The organism is Caulobacter sp., assembly GCF_039596335.1.
In the GTDB taxonomy this organism is placed as follows: Bacteria; Pseudomonadota; Alphaproteobacteria; order Caulobacterales; family Caulobacteraceae; genus Caulobacter.
Genome location: NZ_JBCNJZ010000008.1, coordinates 18818 through 39095, shown reverse-complemented (window position 1 = coordinate 39095; position 20278 = coordinate 18818). Strand labels below are relative to the sequence as shown.

At 67.9% G+C, this 20278-nt stretch carries 22 protein-coding genes; 9 read left to right on the top strand and 13 right to left on the bottom strand.

What is annotated here, in order from left to right:
- The first annotated feature begins 14 nt into the window (after positions 1-14).
- A complete protein-coding gene (locus ABDW31_RS17655; RefSeq protein WP_343699260.1) occupies positions 15-1433 on the top strand; it encodes an alpha/beta hydrolase in 1419 nt (472 codons plus the stop codon).
- Between the two features lie 57 nt (positions 1434-1490).
- Complete coding sequence (locus ABDW31_RS17650) at positions 1491-2240, top strand: alpha/beta hydrolase (protein WP_343699259.1); 750 nt, start codon at positions 1491-1493, stop codon at positions 2238-2240.
- Positions 2241-2244: 4 nt separating this feature from the next.
- Here ABDW31_RS17650 and sugE read toward each other — a convergent pair whose 3' ends face one another.
- The 11 genes from sugE to ABDW31_RS17595 form a co-directional block, all read right to left on the bottom strand.
- On the bottom strand, positions 2245-2565 hold the full coding sequence (sugE, locus tag ABDW31_RS17645) for a quaternary ammonium compound efflux SMR transporter SugE (RefSeq protein ID WP_343699258.1): 321 nt from the start codon (positions 2563-2565) through the stop codon (positions 2245-2247).
- Positions 2566-2699: 134 nt separating this feature from the next.
- Positions 2700-3392 (bottom strand): hypothetical protein, encoded by a 693-nt coding sequence (locus ABDW31_RS17640; protein WP_184714521.1) that lies wholly within the window; start codon positions 3390-3392, stop codon positions 2700-2702.
- 260 nt (positions 3393-3652) lie between these two features.
- Positions 3653-3913 carry an ATP synthase F1 subunit epsilon gene (locus ABDW31_RS17635; RefSeq protein WP_184714522.1) on the bottom strand — a complete coding sequence of 87 codons (261 nt, stop codon included), beginning with the start codon at positions 3911-3913 and terminating at the stop codon, positions 3653-3655.
- Entirely contained in the window at positions 3913-4176 is a 264-nt protein-coding gene (locus ABDW31_RS17630) for a hypothetical protein (protein WP_343699257.1), read from the bottom strand. The genes ABDW31_RS17635 and ABDW31_RS17630 overlap by 1 nt, the downstream gene beginning before the upstream one ends.
- On the bottom strand, positions 4176-5804 hold the full coding sequence (gene atpD, locus ABDW31_RS17625; protein ID WP_343699256.1) for a F0F1 ATP synthase subunit beta: 1629 nt from the start codon (positions 5802-5804) through the stop codon (positions 4176-4178). Before atpD ends, ABDW31_RS17630 begins: the two co-directional genes overlap by 1 nt.
- A 47-nt stretch (positions 5805-5851) precedes the next feature.
- A complete protein-coding gene (locus tag ABDW31_RS17620) occupies positions 5852-6727 on the bottom strand; it encodes a F0F1 ATP synthase subunit gamma (protein ID WP_343699255.1) in 876 nt (291 codons plus the stop codon).
- A gap of 33 nt (positions 6728-6760) precedes the next feature.
- On the bottom strand, positions 6761-8293 hold the full coding sequence (gene atpA, locus ABDW31_RS17615) for a F0F1 ATP synthase subunit alpha (protein ID WP_184714526.1): 1533 nt from the start codon (positions 8291-8293) through the stop codon (positions 6761-6763).
- Between the two features lie 41 nt (positions 8294-8334).
- Complete coding sequence (locus tag ABDW31_RS17610; RefSeq protein ID WP_184714528.1) at positions 8335-8889, bottom strand: F0F1 ATP synthase subunit delta; 555 nt, start codon at positions 8887-8889, stop codon at positions 8335-8337.
- A 179-nt stretch (positions 8890-9068) separates the two neighbouring features.
- Positions 9069-9233 (bottom strand): hypothetical protein, encoded by a 165-nt coding sequence (locus ABDW31_RS17605; RefSeq protein WP_343699254.1) that lies wholly within the window; start codon positions 9231-9233, stop codon positions 9069-9071.
- A 243-nt stretch (positions 9234-9476) separates the two neighbouring features.
- Positions 9477-9812: a hypothetical protein gene (locus ABDW31_RS17600; RefSeq protein ID WP_343699253.1), complete on the bottom strand. Its 336-nt coding sequence runs from the start codon at positions 9810-9812 to the stop codon at positions 9477-9479.
- 236 nt (positions 9813-10048) lie between these two features.
- Complete coding sequence (locus ABDW31_RS17595; protein ID WP_343699252.1) at positions 10049-10474, bottom strand: hypothetical protein; 426 nt, start codon at positions 10472-10474, stop codon at positions 10049-10051.
- A gap of 136 nt (positions 10475-10610) precedes the next feature.
- Between ABDW31_RS17595 and ABDW31_RS17590 the strand changes: the two genes are divergently transcribed.
- The 5 genes from ABDW31_RS17590 (at position 10611) to ABDW31_RS17570 (ending at position 14709) form a co-directional block, all read left to right on the top strand.
- Entirely contained in the window at positions 10611-11909 is a 1299-nt protein-coding gene (locus ABDW31_RS17590; protein ID WP_343699251.1) for an acyl-CoA dehydrogenase family protein, read from the top strand.
- Between the two features lie 122 nt (positions 11910-12031).
- Positions 12032-12652: a LemA family protein gene (locus tag ABDW31_RS17585; protein ID WP_184714536.1), complete on the top strand. Its 621-nt coding sequence runs from the start codon at positions 12032-12034 to the stop codon at positions 12650-12652.
- Positions 12653-12761: 109 nt separating this feature from the next.
- The gene (locus ABDW31_RS17580) at positions 12762-13538 is read left to right on the top strand and encodes a TPM domain-containing protein (protein ID WP_343699250.1); all 777 of its coding nucleotides are present in this window, start codon (positions 12762-12764) and stop codon (positions 13536-13538) included.
- A gap of 13 nt (positions 13539-13551) precedes the next feature.
- Positions 13552-14241 carry a TPM domain-containing protein gene (locus tag ABDW31_RS17575; RefSeq protein WP_343699249.1) on the top strand — a complete coding sequence of 230 codons (690 nt, stop codon included), beginning with the start codon at positions 13552-13554 and terminating at the stop codon, positions 14239-14241.
- A gap of 60 nt (positions 14242-14301) precedes the next feature.
- Positions 14302-14709, top strand: a complete 408-nt coding sequence (locus tag ABDW31_RS17570; protein WP_184714543.1) for a DUF4440 domain-containing protein — start codon at positions 14302-14304, stop codon at positions 14707-14709.
- Positions 14710-14711: 2 nt separating this feature from the next.
- Here ABDW31_RS17570 and ABDW31_RS17565 read toward each other — a convergent pair whose 3' ends face one another.
- Positions 14712-16469, bottom strand: a complete 1758-nt coding sequence (locus ABDW31_RS17565; protein WP_343699248.1) for an amidohydrolase family protein — start codon at positions 16467-16469, stop codon at positions 14712-14714.
- A 155-nt stretch (positions 16470-16624) separates the two neighbouring features.
- Here ABDW31_RS17565 and ABDW31_RS17560 point away from each other — a divergent pair, with 155 nt between their 5' ends.
- On the top strand, positions 16625-17812 hold the full coding sequence (locus tag ABDW31_RS17560; protein ID WP_184714547.1) for an acetyl-CoA C-acyltransferase: 1188 nt from the start codon (positions 16625-16627) through the stop codon (positions 17810-17812).
- A gap of 185 nt (positions 17813-17997) precedes the next feature.
- Positions 17998-18138: a hypothetical protein gene (locus ABDW31_RS17555; protein ID WP_184714549.1), complete on the top strand. Its 141-nt coding sequence runs from the start codon at positions 17998-18000 to the stop codon at positions 18136-18138.
- A gap of 62 nt (positions 18139-18200) precedes the next feature.
- On the opposite strand, the gene ABDW31_RS17550 is transcribed toward ABDW31_RS17555, so the two are convergent.
- Positions 18201-20183: a methyl-accepting chemotaxis protein gene (locus ABDW31_RS17550; RefSeq protein WP_343699247.1), complete on the bottom strand. Its 1983-nt coding sequence runs from the start codon at positions 20181-20183 to the stop codon at positions 18201-18203.
- Between the last annotated feature and the right edge of the window lie 95 nt (positions 20184-20278).

The window sequence follows — 20278 nt, the reverse complement described above, 5'->3', positions numbered from 1 at the left end:
CTGGGGAGAACGGTATGGCGGGTACGGTTCTGTTGATCCACGGTTACGGATGCGGCGGCGACGTCTGGGCGCCGGTGGCTGCGCGCCTGCGGGCCGCGGGCTATCGCGTCGAGGCCCCGACCATCCGCTCCGCCGTCCGCACCGTCGAGGGCCCCCGCGCGGGGCTGGCGGGCCTGACCCTGGCCGACTACGTCGCCGAGATGAGCGCGCTCGCGCAAAGCCTGGCCAAGGAGACCGGCGAGAAGCCGATCGTCTTCGGCCACTCGATGGGCGGGCTGATCGCCCAGAAGATCGCCGAGGCCGGCCACGCCGCCGCCCTGGTGCTGTTCGCCCCCGCCTCGCCCGCCGACGCGCGCGGCAAGCCCAAGCTCTCCCCGGTCTTCACCTTCCTGAACCTGGCCCTGTCGTCCAAGCCCGAGACCAAGGCGGGCAAGATGTGGAAGCCGGGCTTCAAGTTCGGCGTGGCCAACGCCGTGCCGGCCGACCGCCACGACGCCCTCTACGCCAAGATGGTCCATGACAGCGGACAGGTGCTGGCCGACCTGGCCTGGCCGCACAAGGACCCGAACAAGGCCGCCCACGTCGACGCCGCCAAGGTGACCGTGCCGGTTCTGGTGCTGGCCGGCGCCCAGGATCGCACGACGCCCGTCGAGGACGTGCGCCGCGTCGGCCAGAAGTACGCCGGCGCCGACTACCGCGAATATCCCAACAACGCCCACTACCTGATAGATGAGCCCAACACGATGAGCATCCTCGACGACGTGCTTGCCTGGCTGACCGGTAAGCCGAAGGCCAAGGCCCCCGAACCGACCAAGACTGAACCGCCGAAGGCCGCGACGCCTGCCCCGGCGCCGACGCCGGCTCCCGCACCTGCGCCCGAGCCGGTGAAGACGCCCGAGCCCGCGCCGGTCGCGGCCGCGCCTGAACCCGCGCCGACCCCGGCTCCCGCGCCGAAGGCGGCTCCGGCTCCGAAGGCCGCCGCCAAGCCCAAGACGGAAGCCAAGCCGAAGGCCCCGGGCAAGCCCAAGGCCGCCGCTGCGCCGGCCGCCAAGCCCGCGCCGAAGGCCAAGGCGCCCGCCGCCGAAAAGGCCGTGCCGGCTCCAAAGGCCGCCGCGCCGAAGAAGGCCGCTGCTCCGGCCAAGGCGGCCTCCAAGCCCGCCGCCGAGACCGCCGCCAAGCCGAAGGCCGCGCCGAAGGCGGCGCCCGCGGCGAAGGCCCCCGCGGCCAAGGCTGCTCCGAAGGCCGCCGCCAAACCCGCGCCGGCTGCCAAGGCCGCGGCCGTGAAGGCGCCCGCCAAGCCGAAGGCTCCCGCCGCCCCCAAGGCTGCTGCCACCAAGCCCGCCGCCGCTGCCAAGGCTCCGGCGACCAAGGCCGCTCCGGCCAAAAAGCCTGCGACAACGGCGACCGCCAAAACCTCGCCCAAGTCCAAATAGACGGTGTAGGCTCGCCCTGTCGGCGCTTCGCCGACAGGGGTCAGGTCAAGGGCGTTCATGCGCGCACCGGTTATCATGGTCCACGGCGCGTTCTGCGGCGGCTGGACCTTCGACGCTTTCCGCCAGCCTTTCGAGGCCGCCGGCCATCGGGTGATCACGCCTGACCTGGTCGGCCATGACGGAGTCGCCGCCGTCGCCGGCGTGTCGATGAGCGACTATGCCCGCCAGATCGCGCAGCTGATCCGGGGATGCGAGACGCCTCCCATCCTGATCGGCCATTCGCTGGGCGGCCTGGTGGCCCAGATGGCCGCCGGCCGCGCCCGCGTGTCCAAACTGATTCTGCTGGCCCCCTCCGCCCCCTGGGGCGTGTCGGGCGCGAGCCTGGAGGAGGCGGTCTCGGCCGTCAGCCTCTACACCCTCGGTCCCTACTGGATGCAGGCCATCGCGCCGGACTACGGCGTCGTGCGCCGCTACAGCGTCGACAAGCTGGAGCGCCCCGAACGCAAGGCGATCTTCGCCCGCATGACGGCCGAGAGCGGCCGGGCGCTGTGGGAGACGCTGAACTGGTGGCTGGACCCGTTCATGACCACCTCGGTGTCCTCGCCCGGCTGCCCGGTGCTGGCCATCGCCGGCGGCCGGGACGTCATCCACCCGCCCGCCACGGTCCGCCAGACGGCCGCGCGCCTGGGCGGGTCGGTCGAGGTCTTCCCCGAGATGAGCCACTGGCTGCCGGGCGAACCGGGCTGGGAGGCCGTGGCCGCCCGCTGCCTGACGTTCATCGACGCCGAGAACCGCGCGGCGGCCTGAAGCCCTACTGCGGGCTGAACACCTTCAGCCCCAGGATGCCCGAGACGATCAGAGCCAGGCAGGCCAGGCGCGCAGCCGTGGCCGGTTCCTTGAACAGCACGATGCCGACGATGGCGGTGCCGACCGCCCCGATGCCGGTCCAGATGGCGTAGGCCGTGCCCAGCGGCAGGGTCCGCACGGCCCAGCCCAGCAGGCCCATGGACAGCGCCAGGCTGATCGCGGTGAATACCGTGGGGACCAGCTTGGTGAAGCCCTCGGTGTATTTCAGGCCAACGGCCCAGCCGATCTCGAACAGTCCGGCGATGAAGAGAATGATCCAGGCCACGACGAGCCCCTTTTCTGAAAAAGGTGGGGTCGTCCCCGGGGTAACGGCAGTTGCGAAAAGCAAAAGGCGCGGGGGTCGTCCCCCGCGCCTCGCCTAGATAACGGCCATGGTCTCGCCCAGCAAGGGCGCGAGCCTTAGCGGCTGGTGGTGCTGTACAGGATCTGGGCGCGCTCGAAGTTCTTGCCGACCGAGGTCTCGTCCAGCTTCTTCAGGCGCATGTAGACCAGGCCCGCGCGGCCGCCGGCCCAGGCGTCGTCCCACGACACGGTCAGGCGGCGGTAGTCGCTGCCGACGGTCTGGTCGTTGCGGATCAGGCGCAGCTGCGGGCTGTTTTCCCAGGTCGCCCAGTCGTGCAGGGCGTCAGCCAGAGCCTGGGCCTGGGCTTCGCCTTGCGCATAGTCGATGGTGACCGTGCAGACGTTCTTGTTCGAGCCCGGATTGTCGAGCGTGATGTTGTAGGGCTTCTCGAGCGCGAGGACCCACTGTTCCTTCTTCTTCTTCAGGCCGACTTCCTTCACCAGGGCGGCGAAGTCGCCACCGGCGACCGACGGCTTGCAGATGCGGTCCAGCACGTCGAGCAGGCGCAGCGACAGCGGGTCGGTGGTGCGCGGGCCGCGGACCGGCGCGGTGTATTCGGCAGGCGCGCCGGCGGCGGGCGCGGCGACCGGCGGCGCGGCCTGATCGGCTGGCGCGGCCTGGTCGACCGGAGCGGCCTGGGCGGCGGGAGCGGCAGCAGGGGCGGCGGCGGGCGCGGCGGTCTGCTCTTGGGCGACGGCGGTGGTCGAGACCGCGCCGATGGCGATCAGGCTGGCGAGCGCAAGGCGCATAGGCTGGATATCCCCAACTAGACAGAGGTCGGCATTAAAACCGACGAGCGGTCCCTCGCAACCCTTATGGCGACAGATTGGGGCGGAGATTGGGTCACAAGTGTAATTTTGTGGCCTGGGCGCCCTCCAGCATGACGATTGGATGACAAACATGCTCCGCGTCGTGACGAACGCGGGGCGCCGGAAGGGGGCGTACGAACGAAAAACGCCCCCGGTCCGCGAGGACCGAGGGCGCTTTCGAAAGCTCTGGGAAGAAGCGCTTAGGCCGCTTCGACAGCGTGCTCGGCCAGGATCGTCAGACCGTCAGGACCGACGTCGGCGAAACCGCCCTGGATGTTGAACACCTTGGTCGTCGCGCCGTCCTTCACGGTCACCTGGCCTTCGCGCAGGGTGGTCATGAACGGGGCGTGGCCGGCCAGGACGCCGAAGTCGCCTTCCGAACCCGGAGCCTGGACCAGGTCCACGTCGCCGGAGAACAGTTCGCGCTCGGGCGCGACCAGGGAAAAGTGCAGCTTGGCCATCAGTTGAAGGTCTCCTCGACGCCGCCATCGACGTCGCCCAGGGCGGCTTCGATGTCTTCGTCGGTCTGGATCTCGGTCCCGCAGAACGGGCAGAAGTGGATCGTGGCCAGCAGCACGCCGGTCTCACCCTCTTCTTCCCGCTCGCCGAGGTTCAGCAGGATCAGGCCGCTGTCATGCTCGATGAGGCTGGCGGTCGGGTCCGGAGACACGGCTTCCGCCAGCTCTTCGCAGCAGAATTGGCCCAGATCGGCGTCTTCGGTCATCAGGCTTCCGCCGCCATCTTCTCGGCCTTGGCCACGACTTCTTCGATCGTGCCGACCATGTAGAAGGCGCCTTCCGGCAGGTGGTCGTACTCGCCGTCCACGATGCCCTTGAACGAGCGGATCGTGTCCTTCAGCTGGACGAAGGCGCCCGGCGTGTTGGTGAACTGCTCGGCGACGTGGAAGGGCTGCGACAGGAAGCGCGAGATCTTGCGAGCGCGCGCCACGGTCAGCTTGTCGTCTTCCGACAGCTCGTCCATGCCCAGGATGGCGATGATGTCCTTCAGCGACTTGTACTGCTGCAGGACTTCCTGGACGCGGCGAGCGACCGTGTAGTGCTCTTCGCCGATGATCAGCGGGTCCATGATCCGCGAGGTCGAGTCCAGCGGGTCCACGGCCGGGAAGATGGCCTGGGCCGCGATGTCACGCGACAGAACGGTGGTGGCGTCCAAGTGGGCGAACGAGGTGGCCGGAGCCGGGTCGGTCAAGTCGTCGGCGGGCACGTAGATGGCCTGGACCGAGGTGATCGAACCCTTGTTCGTCGAGGTGATGCGCTCCTGCAGGTTGCCCATCTCGGTGGCCAGGGTGGGCTGGTAGCCCACGGCCGAGGGGATGCGGCCCAGCAGAGCCGACACTTCGGCGCCGGCTTGGGTGAAGCGGAAGATGTTGTCGACGAACAGCAGCACGTCCTTGCCTTCTTCGTCGCGGAAGTATTCCGCGATCGACAGGCCGGTCAGAGCCACGCGGGCGCGGGCGCCCGGGGGTTCGTTCATCTGGCCGTAGACCAGGGCGCAGCGCGAGCCTTCGGTCGAGCCGTTGTTGGCCTTCGGGTCGACGTTCACGTTCGACTCGATCATCTCGTGATACAGGTCGTTGCCTTCGCGGGTGCGCTCGCCCACGCCGGCCAGAACCGAGTAACCGCCGTAAGCCTTGGCGATGTTGTTGATCAGTTCCTGCATCGTCACGGTCTTGCCGACGCCGGCGCCGCCGAACAGGCCGATCTTGCCGCCCTTGGTGTAGGGGCAGATCAGGTCGATGACCTTGATGCCCGTGACCAGCACTTCAGCGGTGTTGGTCTGCTCGGCGAAGGTCGGGGCGTCGCGGTGGATCGGGCGCGACAGGTCCGACTGGATCGGGCCTTGTTCGTCGATAGGCTCGCCGACGACGTTCATGATGCGGCCCAGGGTGCCCGGACCGACCGGAACGCGGATGGCTTCGCCGGTGTCGCGCACGGGCTGGCCACGAACCAGACCTTCAGTGGCGTCCATGGCGATGGCGCGGACGGTGTTCTGGCCCAGGTGCTGGGCGACTTCGAACACCAGGCGCTGGCCGGTGGCTTCGTTGACGGTCTCGACGGCGTTCAGGATCGCCGGGAGGGCGCCGGTGAACTCGATGTCGACGACGGCGCCGATGATCTGCACCAGACGGCCGGTGGCGCCGTTCAGCGACACGGCGGTGTTGGCAGGCGTGGCGGCCTTGGGGGCAGCCGGCTTCTTGGCGGCCGGAGCCTTCGGAGCGGCGGCGGCGGGAGCCTTGGTCGCGGCGGCGGCCTTCGGAGCAGCAGCGGCCTTGGGGGCGGCGGGCTTCTTGGCGGCGGCGGCGGCCGGCTTTTCAGCGGGGGTCTTGGCCATGGCGTGCGGGTCTTTCGATCTCTGCGTGCTTGTGTCGTTAGGCTAGATCAGACGGCTTCTGCGCCGGAGATGATCTCGATCAGCTCTTTGGTGATCTGGGCCTGGCGGGAACGGTTATACTCGAGGGTGTAGCGCTTGATCATGTCGCCCGCGTTGCGCGTGGCGTTGTCCATGGCGGTCATTTGGCTGGCGTAGAAGCCGGCCATGTTGTCCAGCAGGGCCGACAGGATCTGGACCGTCAGGTTGCGCGGCAGCAGGGTCTCGAGAATGGCCTCTTCCGAGGGCTCGTACTCATAGACCGCCGTCGCGCCCGAGGCCGCTTCCGCGCCCTCGACCACGGCCGGGATCAGCTGCAGACCCGTCGGGATCTGCTGCACCACCGACTTGAAGCGGCTGTAGAATAGCGTGACCACGTCGGTCTCGCCGGCTTCGTACAGGCGCGTCACCACATCGGCGATCGGCTGAGCCACCGACAGCGTCAGCTGGCGATAGGCCGACAGATCGAAGGTCTCGACGACCTTGCCGGCGTAGGGACGGGCGAGCTGCGCCGTCACCTTCTTGCCGACGCAGACGATCTGGACCGTCTTGCCTTGGGCGATCAGGCCGTCGATGTGCTGGCGCGCGGCGCGAACGATCGACGAGGTGAAACCACCCGCCAGGCCACGGTCGGCGGCGGCGACGATCACCAGATGGCGGTCGTCGCGGCCCGTGCCGGCCAGAAGCTTCGGGGCGCCGTCACCGGACACGCCCGTGGCGAGGTTGGCGATGACGCTGGCCAGACGCCGGGCGTAGGGGCGCGCGGATTCCGCGGCCTCCTGGCTCCGGCGCAGCTTGGCTGCCGCCACCATCTGCATCGCTTTCGTGATCTTTTGCGTCGCTTTGACGCTCGAGATCCGATTGCGCATTTCCTTCAAGCTGGCCATTCGGCGCTACTCTCTCCGAGCGGTTCCGAGGGCTTAGGCGAAGGTCGACGAGAAGCTGTCGAGCGCGCTCTTCAGCGTCGCTTCCAGATCCTTGTCGAGGGCCTTCTTCGTGCGGATGCCTTCCAGCAGGTCGGCGTGCTTGCTGTGCAGGCGGGCCAGGAACTCGGTCTCGAACCGGCGAACCGACGAGGTCGGGAACTGGTCCAGATAACCGCGCGTGCCGGCGTAGATCACGCAGACCTGCTCTTCGACCGACTGCGGCGCGTACTGGGGCTGCTTCAGCAGCTCGGTCAGGCGCTCGCCGCGGGCCAGCATCTTCTGGGTCGAGGCGTCCAGGTCCGAGCCGAACTTCGCGAAGGCGGCCATTTCACGGTACTGGGCCAGCTCGCCCTTAATCGGGCCGGCGACTTGCTTCATCGCCTTGATCTGGGCCGACGAACCGACGCGCGACACCGAGATGCCGACGTTCACGGCCGGGCGGATGCCCTGGTTGAACAGGTCGGTTTCCAGGAAGATCTGGCCGTCGGTGATCGAGATCACGTTGGTCGGGATGTAGGCCGACACGTCGTTGGCCTGGGTTTCGATGATCGGCAGAGCCGTCAGCGAGCCCGAACCGTTGTCTTCGTTCAGCTTCGCGGCGCGTTCCAGCAGGCGCGAGTGCAGATAGAAGACGTCGCCCGGATAGGCTTCGCGGCCCGGCGGGCGGCGCAGCAGCAGCGACATCTGACGGTAGGCGACGGCCTGCTTCGACAGGTCGTCATAGATGATCAGGCCGTGCAGGCCGTTGTCGCGGAACCACTCACCCATGGCGCAGCCCGAGAACGGCGCGATGTACTGCAGCGGGGCCGGCTCCGAGGCCGAAGCCACGACGACGATCGTGTATTCCAGGGCGCCTTGCTCTTCCAGGGTCTTGACGATCTGGGCGACGGTCGAGCGCTTCTGGCCGATGGCGACGTAGACGCAGTAGAGCTTGGCGCTCTCGTCCTTGCCGGCGTTCACGGCCTTCTGGTTCAGGATGGTGTCGATCGCGACGGCGGTCTTGCCGGTCTGACGGTCACCGATGATCAGCTCGCGCTGGCCACGGCCGACCGGGATCAGGGTGTCGATCGACTTCAGGCCGGTCTGCACGGGTTCGTGCACCGACTTGCGCGGGATGATGCCCGGAGCCTTGACGTCGACGCGGCGACGCTCGGTGTATTGGATCGGGCCCTTGCCGTCGATCGGCTCGCCCAGCGGGTTGACGACGCGGCCCAGCAGGCCCTTGCCGACCGGCACGTCCACGATCTCGCCCAGACGACGGACTTCGTCGCCTTCCTTGATCTCGGCGTCAGCGCCGAAGATCACGGCGCCGACGTTGTCGCGCTCGAGGTTCAGGGCCATGCCCTTCACGCCGGCCTTCGGGAATTCCAGCATTTCACCGGCTTGGACGTTGTCCAGGCCGTAGATGCGGGCGATGCCGTCACCGACGGACAGCACTTGGCCGACGTCCGAGACGGCGGCCTCTTCGCCGAAGTTGGCGATCTGCGACTTGAGGATGGCCGAAATCTCGGCGGCGCGGATGTCCATGGTCTTCTGGGCTCTCTGCGATCTAATTTTTTACGGCGCGCTTAAGCGCGCTTGAGGGCGAATTTCAGGGAATCGAGCTTCGAACGGAGCGAAGCGTCGAAGAGACGCGAACCGACGCGCACCTTCAGACCGCCCAGCAGGGACGGGTCGACGCGCGTGGAAACTTCGGGGGTCTTGCCCAGGGCCTCGGCGAGGGCGGTCTGCACGCCCTTCAGCTGAGCGGCCGACAGGGCGGTGGCCGAGACCACCTCGGCGGTGACGACGCCGCGATGCTTGGCCGAAAGCTCGACAAAAGCCGCGATCGCGCCCAGCAGGTCGCCGGTGCGGCCGTTCGAGGCCACAAGGCCCAGGAACTTGGTGGTCAGCATGTCGAAGCGGGCCTTCACGGCCACGGCCACCAGGCCCTTGCCCTTGTCCTCGGCCGAGAAGGCCGGGGAGTCGATCAGGCGGCGCAGGTCGGCGCTGTCGGCCACCATGGCCTTCAGGCTCTTCAGATCGGCTTCAACCTTCTGCAGGGAGCCGTTCTCGATCGTCAATTCGAACAGGGATTGCGCGTAGCGCTGACCCGCATCCGTCGCCTTGGTTTCGTCCGCCACTTGTTATCCGCCCGGTGCGTTGCAATGGCCGCCGACAAGAAGTTCAACTCCTGTCGCGGCTTAAGAGCTTGAGCGCGCTTGTAAAAAGCACATGGACGGCCGGCGCTCTCGCACCGCCCCGTCCGAAGCCGCGCGCCTGATAACACGGGCCTTTCGCAGTCGCAACTAAGCCTGCGTGTTCACGCCCCGGCGCGGCGGAACACAGCCGAAGCCGAAGCGGCCAAGGCGCCGTTGGGGCAACGCAGCTCGCCCTGGGCGAAGACCAGGCTGCGCGTGGCCCGTTCGATCCAGGCCTTGGGCTCCAGCGCGGTCTCGTCAGAAGACGGACCATAGTCGACAGTCATCGACGCCAGGGCCGCCCCCTCGCCCGCGGCTTGCCGCAGAACGGATTCCAATTGGGAGGATAAGGTGACGGCCATACGCTTCAGCTAGTCCCTGGTTTGGAAAAGAAAAGAGGCGACGGACAAAATCCGCCGCCTCGTGAAGTCGAATGCTCGAGGAAACAGCCAGACAGACCGAGCAAGTTCAGTCCTTAAGCGGCTGGGTACAGGGTAAAGCGATAGGTATTTCTACTTAGCCGCCCATTCCTACTTGGCAGCCAGGGTCGCGGCGCCCTTGGCCGCGGCGTTGCAGCGGGTCAGGTCGTCGGCGTCCAGCGACTTGGTTTCGCCGCCGAAGGCCGAGACGCGGCCCACTTCCTTGGCCAGCGCCTTGCAGGCGACGGCGGTCAGGGCCCGCGACGGGGCCTGGGCCGAGACGCACTCGGCGCCTTCGCAGACGAAGACGGCGCCGCCGGCGACGACCTTGGTCTTGGCGGCGACCGGCGCGTCCAGGGCGACGGCGATGCGGCCATCAGCCAGGGCCTGGCCAGCGAAGATGGAGACGGAGATGGCGGCGACAGCCGCCAGGGTGCGGAGCTTCATCGAGGAGCCCTCCAGCGTGTTGGGGAAGTTGCGGTCAGATCGTTGATCGGTGAAACGCGTGCTCAGCAGGCCATACTGGCGGCCCGGACCCAGCATCCCCATCTGGGCGATGACGCACCGGGTATCCCCACCCAGTGCTTCGGATCCGAACTAAGCATCGCTTAGATATCAGTGATCAGGAATGGCGCAAGCAGAATTTTGCCGACGCGTTGATTTTGCTTTCGACGGCCTTTGACTCAGAGATCCAGGATCTTGTCGATCCGGCTTTCGGCCTGGGCGTGGATGGCGCGGTCCTGGACCATGCCTTCGGCCCGGGCGTAGCGGCCGTCCTTGCCGACGCGGCGCTGAATGCCCTCGGCGCTGAGCACGGGCGCGGACGTCTTCGGATCGGTGAAGACGCCCAGGATGGCGGCCAGCACCGCGCCGATGGCGGCGGCGGCCACGGGGATGATCATGTCGATGATCTCGTCGCCGAAGATCTGCTGCACGCGCAGGATCAGCACTTCGCGATTGGGCTGATGCTCCATCACCCCGGTGGCCCAATACGCCCCGCCCTCGACGGCGCCGGCCAGCAGGACCGCCAGGATCACGCCCAAGAGACGCGGCCGGACGAACAGTCCGAGCGCGGCGCCGAGGATCGCGAAGACGGCCATGATGATCATGAACCAGCCTTGCGCCCGCGCTGGTCAAGACACGGTTAAACGGTCGTTCCCCAAGGGCACGATTGGCCGCGACGCGTCGTCGCGCTTTAGTCGTGGGACATAACGAGAAAAACCGCAAAAACGCTTCAGGGAGGCCTTGGGCATGGACTTCAATCCGCCGCCGGAACTGACCGCCTATCTCGCCGAGCTGGACGCCTTCATCGAGAAGGACATCGCGCCGCTGCAGGCCCGCGACGACAACCAGCGCTTCTTCGACCACCGCCGCGAATGGGCCCGCACCGACTGGGACGCCGGCGGCCTGCCCAAGCACGAATGGGAAGAGCTGCTGGGCAAGGCCCGCAAGCTGGCCGACCAGGCCGGCCACTTCCGCTTCGCCTTACCGAAAGAGTACGGCGGCAAGGACGGCTCCAATCTCTGGATGGCGGTGATCCGCGAGCACCTGGCGTCCAAGGGCCTAGGCCTGTTCAACGACCTGCAGAACGAACACTCGATCGTCGGCAACAATCCGTTCGTGCTGATGCTGCGCGACTTCGGCCGGCCTGATCAGCAGCACCTGATCGCCGACATGCTGGACAAGGGCGCCTTCCGCCCGACCTTTGGCCTGACCGAGCCCGACCACGGCTCGGACGCCACCTTCATGGAGACCCGCGCGGTGCGCGAAGAGCACCACGGCGAGGCCGGCTGGCGGATCAATGGCGAGAAGATGTGGACCACCGGCATGCATGCGGCCACGCACTGCTGCCTGTTCGTCCGCACGTCTGGCGAGGACGGCGACGCCCGCGGCATCACCGCCTTCCTGGTCCCGGCCCATGCGCCGGGGGTCAAGGTCGAGGAGTATCTCTGGACCTTCAACATGCCGACCGATCACCCAAGGGTCAGCTTCACCAATGTGTGGGTCCCGGAGTCGGCGATGTTCGGCCCCGAAGGCGGCGGCCTGTCGATCGCCCAGCACTTCGTGCACGAGAACCGCATCCGTCAGGCGGCCTCCAGCCTGGGCGCGGCGGTGTACTGCATAGAAGAGAGCATCAAGTACGCCCGCGCGCGTAAGCCGTTCGGCAAGGCCTTGGCCGAGAACCAGGCCATCCAGTTCCCGATCGTCGAGCTCTCCACCCAGGCCGAGATGCTGCGCCTGCTGATCCGCAAGACCGCCTGGGAAATGGACCAGATGTCCAAGGTCGAGGTGGAAAAGCGCCTCTCCGACAAGGTCTCGATGTGTAACTACTGGGCCAACCGCCTGTGCTGCGAGGCCGCCGACCGGGCGATGCAGATCCATGGCGGCATCGGCTATTCGCGCCACAAGCCGTTCGAGCACATCTATCGCCACCACCGCCGCTACCGGATCACCGAGGGCAGCGAGGAGATCCAGATGCGCAAGGTCGCCGCCTGGCTGTTCGGCTATGTCGGCCCGCGCAAGAAGGCGTTTGCGGAGGGCTGAGCAACCTTCACCACATGTCGAAGGTTTAATCCGCCGCGACCTGACGTAGTGTCGCCAAGACGCTATCTAAGTCACGCTATCTAACAGGGGTCGGCGAGCAGGATCGCTCGCGTGGAGGACACATGAACCGTCTGGCTCGTAACGCCGCGCGTGCGGCCCTGATCATCGCGATCCCGGCCACGCTGGCCGGCTGCGGCGTCAACACCATCCCGACCCAGGACGAGGCGACCAAGACCGCCTGGGCCGAGGTGCAGAACCAGTACCAGCGCCGCGCCGACCTGGTGCCGAACCTGGTCGCGACAGTGAAGGGTTACGCGGCCCAGGAAAAGGACGTGCTGACGGCCGTCACCCAGGCCCGCGCCAGCGCCACCCAGGTCAAGGTCGACGCCTCGACCATCACCGACCCGGACCAGTTCCAGAAGTTCGCCGCCGCTCAGGACCAGCTGTCCGGCGTGCTGGGTCGTCTGATGGTCATCCAGGAGCAGTATCCGGACCTGAAGTCGAACCAGAACTTCATGGCTCTGCAGAGCCAGCTGGAAGGCACCGAGAACCGCATCACCATCGCGCGGCGCGACTACAATCAGACCGCCCAGGTCTACAACACCACCCTGCGCACCTTCCCCAGCGTGCTGTGGGCCAAGACCCTGTACAGCAGCCAGAAGCCGGCCCAACTATTCCAGGCCTCGGCCGCCGCCCAGAGCGCCCCGACCGTGGACTTCTCGGCCCCGCCCAAGGCCAACTAGATTGAAAATTCTCCGCTCATCCCCGCGAAAGCGGGGACCCAAGCCGAGCTCGACGATCATACGCGGAGGCACAGCGGCAAAACCCGCTTGGCTCCCCGCTTTCGCGGGGATGAGCGGCTTTTGGGTGGCTTTGGTGTTGGCCGTCCTGCTGGCCCTGCCCGCCTTCGCCGCGCCCAAGTTCCCGCCGCTGTCGGGCCGCGTGGTCGACCAGGCCCAGATCCTGTCGCCGGACGCCCAGCGCGACCTGACGACCAAGCTGGAAAACCTCGAGACCACGACCGGCCGCCAGCTGGTCGTGGCCACCGTGCCCAGCCTGCAGGACTATCCGATCGAGGATTACGGCTACCAGTTGGGCCGGGCCTGGGGCATCGGCGAGAAGGGCAAGAACACCGGCGCGATCCTGCTGGTCGCCCCCAACGAACGGAAGGTGCGGATAGAGGTCGGCTACGGCCTGGAGCCGGTGCTGACCGACGCTCTTTCCAGCGTCATCATTCAGAGCGCCATCCTGCCCAAGTTCCGCGACGGCGACATGGAAGGCGGCATCGTCGCCGGGACCAACGCCATCGTCGAGCAGCTGTCCCTGCCCGCCGACCAGGCCAAGGCCCGCATCGCCGCGGCCAGCCAGCCAGAACGCCACAAGGCCAAGGGCTCGCCGTTCATGGCGCTCTTGATGTTCGCCTTCGTGATCTTCCTGTTCTCCGGCCTCTTCCGGCGGCGGCGTCGCGGCCGTAGCGGCTTGGGCGAGGCCCTGCCGTGGATCATCATGAGCGCGCTCAACAGCAGCAGCGGACGTGGCGGCGGCTGGACCGGTGGAGGCGGCGGCGGCGGCGGCTTCTCCGGCGGCGGCGGATCGTTCGGCGGCGGCGGCAGTTCGGGGAGCTGGTGAGATGGCGGTGAACATGAGCCCGCAAGACCTGGACCGCATCGCCGATGCGGTGGCCCAGGCCGAGAAGACCACCGCCGGCGAGATCTTCTGCGTCCTGGCGCCGGAGGTGTCGGACTATCGCGAGACCCCGCTGGTCTGGGCGGCGGCCACGGCCTTGGTGCTGCCGGCCGCGGCCCTGTTCGCCGGCTTCCGGCCCGAGATGCTGACCCGCCTGTTTGGCGGCTGGAGCATCGGCCATCAGTCGGCGCTGGACGGCGCGATCCTGTCGGCGCTGTCGACCTATATCGTCCTGCAGGCCGTGGTCTTCGTGCTGGCCGCCCTGGTCGTCTCGATCCCGCCGGTCCGCCGCGCCCTCACCCCCGGCTCGCTGAAGGCTGCTCGGGTCCGGCGCGCCGCCATGGAGCAGTTCCTGGGCCACGGCCTGCACGTCACCCGCGACCGCACCGGCGTGCTGATCTTCGCCGCCCTGGCCGAGCACCGGGTCGAGGTCATCGCCGACGAGGGAATCTACGCCGCCGCGCCCAATACGGTGTGGGACGAGGTCGTCGCCGACCTGGTCGGCGGCCTCAAGCAGGACCGCATCGCCGACGGCTTCGTCGCCGCCGTCACCCGCGCCGGCGCCATCCTGGCCGAGCACGTTCCGCCCCGCGGCGACAACCGCAACGAGCTGCCGGATGGCCTGACGATTCTTACCAAGCGCTAGAATGGAAACCTAAGCCGTCTCGTGCGCTTTCCTCATGACCAGCAGGAGGAGAGCCGCGACATGTCCGACTTCGATACCTTCCTCGAGATCCGCCGCCACGCCGCCCAGGCCCATGTGAATGGCCAGGCCGGGCCGCTGGATCGGATGGCCGCCACCGCCTGTCCCGCCAGCGTCTTCCCGCCGCGCGGCGGCCATGAGGAAGGCGCCTATCGCGTGGCCGACGTCTATGCTGACGAGTCGCGCTCGTTCGCCGGGGGCGGCGACACCACGCTGGAGATCCTGCACAGCGACTCAGTGGGCGATCTGGCCTACTGGACCGGCCTGCAGCACGCCCGGGTGCGGGTGGCCGGCAAGGACGAGCCGGTCGAGATGCACCTGCGGGTCACCGAGCTGTTCCGCCACGAAGACGGCGCCTGGAAGCTGATCCACCGCCACGCCGATCCGCTGGCGGAAGCGGCGGACGCCTGAGCCTACTCCGCCGCCATCGCCTTGAAGGCCTCGTGGGGCGCCGCCTGCGCCCCACGCACCAGCCGGCCCGGCAGCGCTCCAGTCGGCTCACCGTCCCGCTGGGTGACGATGCCGGCGACGATCGTGGCGACATAACCATGGGCGCGCTGGACCAGGCGTCGTCCGCCAGCCGGCAGGTCGTAGGCGACGCTCGGCGCCTCCAGCCTTAGCGCCTCATAGTCGATGACATTGAGGTCAGCGCGATAACCCGGCGCGATCAGGCCGCGATCCATCAGGCCGACGGCGGCGGCGGTGTCGCGGGTCTGCCGAGCGATCATGGTCGCCAGCGGAATGGTCGGGCCGCGCGTGCGGTCGCGCGTCCAGTGCGTCAGGTTGGTGGTCGGGAAGCTACCGTCGCAGATCATGCCGACATGGGCCCCGCCGTCCGACAGTCCCGGCACGGTATCGCGATGGCTCAGCATGGCGAAACTGGGGTCCAGCGAGCCGTCGGCATAATTCAGGAACGGGTGATAGAGCATGCCTCGGCCGTCGTTCGCGAGCAGGGCGTCCAGCGCGACCGCCGCCGGATCGCGGCCCTCGCGCGCGGCGATCGCGGCCACGGTCTGGTCGGCGGTCGGCTCGTAGTCGGGGATGCTCCCCATCGGAAAGAGATTGTCCCAGGCCCGCAAGGCGCTGCCGGCGAACGGCCCCTTGGCGTCTTCGTCGTGGGCGAACAGGCGGGCGCGGAAGTCCGTATCGCTCAAGGCGAAAACCTTGTCGCTTAGCGTCCGGCCCTTCAGTTCGGCGAAGACCGGGTTCTGGCTGAATGGATTGAGGGTCAGTTCCAGGCCGAACAGCACACCCACCGGCCGGCCGCAGACCTGGGCCTTCATCGGGAGGCCGGCGTCGACGGCGGCCGACAGCCCGGCCAGCATCGCCTTGTAGCCATCCGGCGCCTTGGGGCTCTGAACCAGCGAGAACGACAACGGCCGGCCCGAGCGCTCGACGATCCGCCGGACCATGGCCAACTCGGTCACGCCGTCGGGAAAGAAGTCCGAGACCAGCTGCAGCACGCCCTTCCCCGCCGCCGCCAAGCCCAAGGCAATCCCGGTCAGCTCGTCCTCGCCGGCGTTCGGGGTCGGGGTCGGCTGGCCGTCGCTGGTTCGGTGATTGAGGGTGCGCGAGGTCGAGAAGCCCAGGGCGCCGGCCTCCACCGCCCGCTGGGCGATCGCGGCCATGGCGGCGATGTCGGCTTCCGTCGCCGGCTCGCGATCTGCGCCGCGCTGCCCCATCACATAGACCCGCAAGGCCGCGTGGGGCAGCTGGGCGCCGATGTCGACGTCGAAGGCCCGGCCCGCGAGAAAGTCGAGATAGTCGGGGAAGCTCTCCCAGGCCCAGGGCAGGCCCTCGGTCAGGACGGGAAACGGAATGTCCTCGACACCCTCCATCAACCGGATCAGCCGGTCGTGGTCTTCCGGCCGACACGGCGCGAAGCCCACGCCGCAATTGCCCATCACCACCGTAGTGACGCCATGGCCGGAGCTGGGCGTCATCCGCTCGCCCCAGGTCGCCTGGCCGTCATAGTGGGTGTGGATGTCGACGAAGCCGGGGGTGACGATGTGGCCGGTCGCATCGATTTCCTCGGCGCCGGCCGCAAAACCCGGGCCCACGGCGGCGATCAGGCCATCCTTGACCGCGACGTCGGCGACCATACCGGGACCGCCCGTGCCGTCGAAAACCGTCCCACCACGCAGCACGAGATCATAGGCGCGCTCGGCCATGCCACTTCCTCCCGCTATATTATCGTTGTTCACCAGCGTCCGCCCGCCTCGCCGGCCCGTCAAGCCGCTTTACGTTCGCGTGACCTTTCGCGCCGGGAAATCCCGGTCTAGGGTGGAGCCAATTCAAACTAACGTTTAACGGGGAGTGCGCCTCAATGCGCGAAGCGGTCATCGTCTCTTACGCCCGCACGGGCCTGGCCAAGTCGGTTCGGGGCGGCTTCAACAACACCCATGGCGCGGCCATGGCTGGTCACGCCATCCAGCACGCCGTCTCGCGCGCCGGCCTGGAAGGGGCCGAGGTCGAGGACGTGGTGCTGGGCTGCGGCGGCCCCGAAGGCGCCACCGGCATGAACGTGGCCCGCAACGCGGCGATGTGGGCCGGCCTGCCGATCACCACCTCGGGCCAGACGGTCAACCGCTTCTGCTCGTCGGGTCTGCAGGCGATCGCCACGGCCGCCAACTATGTCCGCAACGACGGCGCGGACGTCGCGGTCGGCGGCGGCGTGGAGTCGATCTCGCTGGTCAACGCCGGCGGCCACATGAACCGCTTCCACATCACCGAGGAGAAGCTGCTCAAGACCCATCCGGCCCTGTGGATGGCGATGATCGACACCGCCGACATCGTCGCCAAGCGCTACAACGTCAGCCGCGAATATCAGGACGAATACGCCCTACGCAGCCAGCAGCGCATCGCCGCCGCCCAGGCCGCCGGCCTGTTCGATGATGAGATCGTGCCGATGGCCACCAAGATGAAGGTGGTCAACAAGGAGACCAAGGAAGAGAGCCTGGTCGACTACGTGGTCACCAAGGACGAGTGCAATCGTCCGGAAACGACGCTGGAAGGCCTGGCCAAGCTGGAGCCAGTCAAGGGTCCGGGCAACTTCGTCACCGCCGGCAACGCCAGCCAGCTGTCGGACGGCGCCGCCGCCGTCGTCGTCATGGAACGCAAGGAAGCCGAGAAGCGCGGCCTGGAGCCCCTGGGTCTCTTCCGCGGCTTCGCCGTCGCCGGCTGCGAGCCCGACGAAATGGGCATCGGTCCGGTCTTCGCCGTGCCGCGCCTGCTGGAGCGCCACGGCCTGAAGGTCGACGACATCGACATCTGGGAGCTGAACGAAGCCTTCGCCTCGCAGTGCCTCTACAGCCGCGACCGCCTGGGCATCGACCCGGAGAAGTACAACGTCAACGGCGGCTCGATCGCCATCGGCCACCCCTTCGGCATGACCGGCGCCCGCTGCGCCGGCCACATCCTGCTGGAAGGCAAGCGCCGCAAGGCCAAGCTGGGCGTCGTCACCATGTGCATCGGCGGCGGCATGGGTGCGGCTGGGCTCTTTGAAATCTTCTAAGATCGTTCCACTGAGCCGTTGAAATAAGGCCGGGAACCGCAGAGGCGGTTTCCGGCCTTTGTTGTTGGATCACGAGAGCACGTTCGTACAACGTCGGTCTCTTGAACCCGGCGCGGGACGGGCCATCTGAAGCTCCGTCGGCGCCGCGATCACCGCAACACCAACGCCAGACCCGAGATTTGACCATGGCCGCCAAGGCCTTTTTCGCCGCCGCCCTTCTGATCGCCGCCGCTGTCGGCCTGGCCATCCCCACGCCCGGCGCGACCCATCAGAAGCCGCAACCCACGCAGTCCGCGTTCGAGACCATCGCGCTGAACAAGGGCTGATGCGAAACGGGCTCCCCGGTTTCCCGGAGAGCCCGTCTTTGGACTTCAGCTGATCAGGGCGATCAGAACTCTTCCCAGTCCTCGCTGACCGCCACGGCGGCCGAGCCACGGCCCGGTCGCGCGATCGGGCGCGGCTGGGCGGCCGGACGCGGCGCGGGCGCGGGCGCGGCGGCCGGACGCGGCGCGGGCGCGGGCGCGGCGGGGCGCTGAGCGATCACCGGCGCCGCCGACGGACGCGCGGTCGGAGCTGCCGTCTGGGCCACGCGGAAGCGGCCGACCATCTCCATCAGCGACCGCGCCTCGCCCTTCAGCGAATGGGTGGCGGCGGTGGCTTCCTCGACCATGGCGGCGTTCTGCTGAACGACCTGGTCCATCTGGTTCACGGCCGTGTTGACCTGGTTCAGGCCTGTGGCCTGTTCGGTGGCCGAGGCCGAGATCTCGTTGACCAGGGCATCGATCGCGGCGACCTGCTCGACGATGCGGTGCAGGGCTTGGCCCGTCTGGCCGACCAGATCGACGCCGGCCTCGACCTGCTGGGTCGAGACCGAGATCAGGGTCTTGATCTCCTTGGCAGCATCGGCCGAGCGCTGGGCCAGGGCCCGCACTTCCTGAGCCACGACCGCGAAGCCGCGACCGGCCTCACCCGCGCGGGCGGCTTCGACGCCGGCGTTCAGGGCCAGCAGGTTGGTCTGGAAGGCGATCTCGTCGATGACGCTGATGATCTGGTTGACCTGGGCCGACGAGGTTTCGATCTGGCTCATGGCCGCGACGGCCTGGCTGACGATCTGACCCGAGCGCTCGGCGTCGGTGCGGGCGGTGGCCACGACCTGCGAGGCTTCCTTGGCGCCCGAGGCGGTCTTGCGCACCGTGGCGGTGATCTCGTCCAGGGCGGCGGCGGTCTCTTCCAGGCTGGCGGCCTGCTGCTCGGTGCGGCGCGAGAGGTTGTCCGAGGCCTCGGCGATCTCGTCGGCGCCGCTGTTGACGCCGCCGGTGGCCGAGTTGATCGACTGGATCGCCTGCTGCATGCGGTCGGCGGCGGCGTTGAAGTTGCTCTTCAGGCTTTCGGCCTTGGGCGTGAAGGCCGCGGTGATGCGGTGGGTCAGGTCGCCCGAGGCCATGTGGTCCAGGGCTTCGTTCAGGGCGGTGATGGCGATCTGGTCGGTGCGGGCCACCTCGGCCTTTTCCGACTCGTTCAGAGCGCGCTCGCTGTCGGCGGCTTGGCGCTGGTCGGCGGCGGCGGCCTCGACGCGGATCTTCTCGATGCCGGCGTCCTTGAAGTAGACGACGGCGGCGGCCATGTCGCCGATCTCGTCCTTGCGGCCCGTGGCCGGAACTTCGACGGTGTTGTCGCCCGTGGCCAGCCGGCGCATGGCGTTGGTCATGGCCGCGATCGGCTTGGCGATCGCGCCGGTCAGCAGCAGCCCGCCGGCGATGGCGATGGCGGCGGTGATCAGGATGCCAATGGCCAGGACCATGGTCGACTGGGCCGAGGCCTTGTCCTGAGCGGCGGCCTCGATGGCCAGCTGGGCTTCGGCGGTCTTGGTGATTTCTTCGATGGCGTTCTCGACCTGCTCAACGGCCTTGTCGGCGACGCCGTCGCGCTTGACCAGATCGGCGGCCTGGGCGCGGGTGGCCGGGTCGGCGCCCAGCTTCTCGGCCGGCTCGATGACCGACGCGCGCAGGGCGGCATAGGTGGCGTGGACGGCGGCGACGCGCGCCAGATCGGCCTCGTTGCCGGCCGACAGGGCCTTCAGCTCGTCCAAGGCCTTCAAGAACTTGGGCTTGTGAGCCTCTTCCAGACGCTTGACGTAATAGCCGTCGCCCGACAGCAGGAAGCCCCGCAGCGAGTTCTCCTGCCGCGTCAGGCGGAAGGCGGCGGTGTCGGCCATGCGCAGCGTCTCATAGGCGCGCTGCGTGCGGTCCACCGACTGGGCCAGGTTGGTCTTGTTGGCGTACAGCGCCGCGCCCATCAGCATGATGGTCGCAAGCATGACGGCGAACACCGCCATCAGTTTCTGGGGGATCTTCAGGTCGCCAAAAGACACCGCGCGGGCTCCTCGTCTCGGATGGACCGCCCGCTAAGATCCAGATAACGCGGATATTTCTATGCCGCGAGATCTGTTGCAGACGTCATCATACA

Coding starts and splice junctions, on each gene's coding strand:
- ABDW31_RS17580 (WP_343699250.1), top strand. CDS start 12,762: ATGAGCGGCTTTTGGGTGGCTTTGGTGTTGGCCGTCCTGCTGGCCCTG.
- ABDW31_RS17560 (WP_184714547.1), top strand. CDS start 16,625: ATGCGCGAAGCGGTCATCGTCTCTTACGCCCGCACGGGCCTGGCCAAG.
- ABDW31_RS17585 (WP_184714536.1), top strand. CDS start 12,032: ATGAACCGTCTGGCTCGTAACGCCGCGCGTGCGGCCCTGATCATCGCG.
- ABDW31_RS17630 (WP_343699257.1), bottom strand. CDS start 4,176: ATGACCGAAGACGCCGATCTGGGCCAATTCTGCTGCGAAGAGCTGGCG.
- ABDW31_RS17655 (WP_343699260.1), top strand. CDS start 15: ATGGCGGGTACGGTTCTGTTGATCCACGGTTACGGATGCGGCGGCGAC.
- ABDW31_RS17595 (WP_343699252.1), bottom strand. CDS start 10,474: ATGATCATCATGGCCGTCTTCGCGATCCTCGGCGCCGCGCTCGGACTG.
- ABDW31_RS17575 (WP_343699249.1), top strand. CDS start 13,552: ATGAGCCCGCAAGACCTGGACCGCATCGCCGATGCGGTGGCCCAGGCC.
- ABDW31_RS17570 (WP_184714543.1), top strand. CDS start 14,302: ATGTCCGACTTCGATACCTTCCTCGAGATCCGCCGCCACGCCGCCCAG.
- ABDW31_RS17635 (WP_184714522.1), bottom strand. CDS start 3,913: ATGGCCAAGCTGCACTTTTCCCTGGTCGCGCCCGAGCGCGAACTGTTC.
- atpD (WP_343699256.1), bottom strand. CDS start 5,804: ATGGCCAAGACCCCCGCTGAAAAGCCGGCCGCCGCCGCCGCCAAGAAG.
- ABDW31_RS17605 (WP_343699254.1), bottom strand. CDS start 9,233: ATGACTGTCGACTATGGTCCGTCTTCTGACGAGACCGCGCTGGAGCCC.
- atpA (WP_184714526.1), bottom strand. CDS start 8,293: ATGGACATCCGCGCCGCCGAGATTTCGGCCATCCTCAAGTCGCAGATC.
- ABDW31_RS17640 (WP_184714521.1), bottom strand. CDS start 3,392: ATGCGCCTTGCGCTCGCCAGCCTGATCGCCATCGGCGCGGTCTCGACC.
- ABDW31_RS17565 (WP_343699248.1), bottom strand. CDS start 16,469: ATGGCCGAGCGCGCCTATGATCTCGTGCTGCGTGGTGGGACGGTTTTC.
- ABDW31_RS17555 (WP_184714549.1), top strand. CDS start 17,998: ATGGCCGCCAAGGCCTTTTTCGCCGCCGCCCTTCTGATCGCCGCCGCT.
- ABDW31_RS17650 (WP_343699259.1), top strand. CDS start 1,491: ATGCGCGCACCGGTTATCATGGTCCACGGCGCGTTCTGCGGCGGCTGG.
- ABDW31_RS17600 (WP_343699253.1), bottom strand. CDS start 9,812: ATGAAGCTCCGCACCCTGGCGGCTGTCGCCGCCATCTCCGTCTCCATC.
- ABDW31_RS17620 (WP_343699255.1), bottom strand. CDS start 6,727: ATGGCCAGCTTGAAGGAAATGCGCAATCGGATCTCGAGCGTCAAAGCG.